The organism is Streptomyces sp. UH6, from assembly GCF_013421635.1.
Classification (GTDB): Bacteria; Actinomycetota; Actinomycetes; order Streptomycetales; family Streptomycetaceae; genus Streptomyces; species Streptomyces abyssomicinicus.
In genome coordinates this window covers 1-2,008 of sequence record NZ_JACADT010001011.1, presented here as the reverse complement: position 1 = coordinate 2,008, position 2,008 = coordinate 1, and the positions used below count along the sequence as shown (strand labels likewise).

The 2,008-nt window shown below is 72.1% G+C and carries 2 protein-coding genes; one reads left to right on the top strand and one right to left on the bottom strand.

Going from position 1 to position 2,008, the window contains the following annotated elements:
- Window positions 1-1,490 (bottom strand): MFS transporter (locus HW445_RS28620; protein ID WP_180223748.1); only part of this gene is annotated, 1,490 nt, incomplete at its 3' end.
- A gap of 92 nt (window positions 1,491-1,582) precedes the next feature.
- Between HW445_RS28620 and HW445_RS28615 the strand changes: the two genes are divergently transcribed.
- Window positions 1,583-2,008: MarR family winged helix-turn-helix transcriptional regulator (locus tag HW445_RS28615; RefSeq protein ID WP_180223747.1), on the top strand; the 426-nt coding region annotated here is incomplete at its 3' end.

Sequence of the window (2,008 nt, the reverse complement as noted above, 5' to 3'; positions counted from 1 at the left end):
GCGGCGAGCGCGGCGAGGAGCATCGCGGCGACGCCCCACCACAGGGCCTGGGTGAAGCCGTGCACCATGCCCTCGCGCAGCACCCGCGCCTGGTCGGCGCCGCCGGTCAGGTGGGCGTCCACATAGCTGCCGGTCGCCGACGCCGCGAGGGTGTTCAGCAGCGCGGTGCCCAGCGAACCGCCCACCTGCTGCGAGGTGTTGACCATCGCCGAGGTGACTCCCGCGTCCTGCGGACGGACGCCGTGGGTGGCGGTGGAGAAGACCGGCATGAACGTCAGGCCCATGCCGAGGCCGAGGAGCAGCATGCCCGGCAGGACGTGGGTCACGTAGTCGGAGTCGACCTCCAGGAACGTGAGCAGGGACAGGCCGGCCGCGCCGAGCAGCATGCCGGGCACCATCAGCAGCCGCGGCGGGGTGCGCGGCAGCAGGCGTGCGGAGATCTGGGTGGAGCCGATCATGATCGCGGCGGACATCGGCAGGAAGGCCAGGCCGGTCCTCACGGGGGAGTACCCGAGGATGCCCTGCAGGTAGTACGTCATGAAGAGGAACAGGCCGAACATGCCGATGGTGGCGAGGCCCATGGTGAGGAAGCTGCCCGCCCGGTCGCGGTCGGCCAGCACCCGCAGCGGCAGCAGCGGGGTGGCCGTCCGGGACTGCCACAGGACGAAGCCGGCCAGGAGCAGCGCGCCGCCGATCAGGAGGGTCAGCACCTCGGAGTCGCTCCAGCCCAGCGCCTCGGCCTCGGAGAAGCCGTAGACCACGGCGACCAGACCGCCGCAGCCGAGCAGCACACCGGGGACGTCCAGCCGGGCCTCACGGTGGCCCGGGCGGTCGTGCAGCAGCACCGAGGCACCGATCACCGCGACGAGGGCGATCGGGATGTTCACGTACAGGCACCAGCGCCAGTCGAGGTACTCGGTGAGGATGCCGCCGAGCAGCAGTCCGACCGCGCCGCCCGCGCCCGCCAGCGCGCCGTAGATGCCGAACGCCTTGCCCCGCTCGCGCGGGTCGGTGAAGGTCGTGGTCATCAGGGAGAGGGCCGACGGGGCGAGCAGCGCGCCGAAGACACCCTGCAGCGCCCGTGCCGCGAAGAGCATGCCGGGCGTCTGGGCCGCTCCGCCGATCGCGGAGGCGACGGCGAAGCCGACCAGGCCGATGACGAAGGTGCGCTTGCGGCCCACCAGGTCGGCGACGCGGCCGCCGAGCAGCAGCAGGCCGCCGAAGGCCAGGGTGTAGGCGGTGATCATCCACGCCTTGTCGCCCTCACCGATGTCCAGCGCCTTCTGGGCGGAAGGCATCGCGATGTTCACGATCGTGGCGTCGAGCACCACCATCAGCTGGGCGAGGGCGATGACCACCAGGCCCCACCAGCGGCGGGGGTCGGGAGCGTCGTCCGGTCCGCCGGGTGCGGCGGGCGACGCGGTCCCTATCGCCCCGGGGGAGGCGGAAGGGGAGGAGGGAGGAGAAGGGGGAGAAGAGGCATCGCTCATGGCGCGGCGCGCTCCTTGGGCTCGTCGGTGGACATCGTCAGTAAGGCAGATCGTCAGTATCGCTGAACATCAGCCCTGGATACGCTTATTCCATGAAGCACGCGCCTCTCCCGGATGCCCTGGCCGGCCGGCTCGGCTACCTGCTCAAGCAGGCCCACGCCCGCCTCGCCGCCGAGATGACGGAGGCGCTCGCGCCCTACCGCCTGCACCCGCGTGAGCTGGGGGTCATGGTCGCCATCGAGGCCGACGGCCGGGAGTCGTCGCAGATGGAGATCGCCGAGCGGATCGGCATGGACCGCACCAGCATGGTCGGCGTGGTCGACGCGCTGGAGGAGAAGGGGTACGTGGAGCGCCACCGCAGCGACCGTGACCGCCGGCGCAACGTCGTCACCCTCACCCCGGAGGGTGAACGCACGCTGTCCGCGGCGGAGCGGGCGCGCGAAGAGGTGGACCGGGCGTTCCTGGCGCCGCTGGATCCCGCGGCCGCCACCGCCCTGGTCGAGACGCTCGCCGCCCTG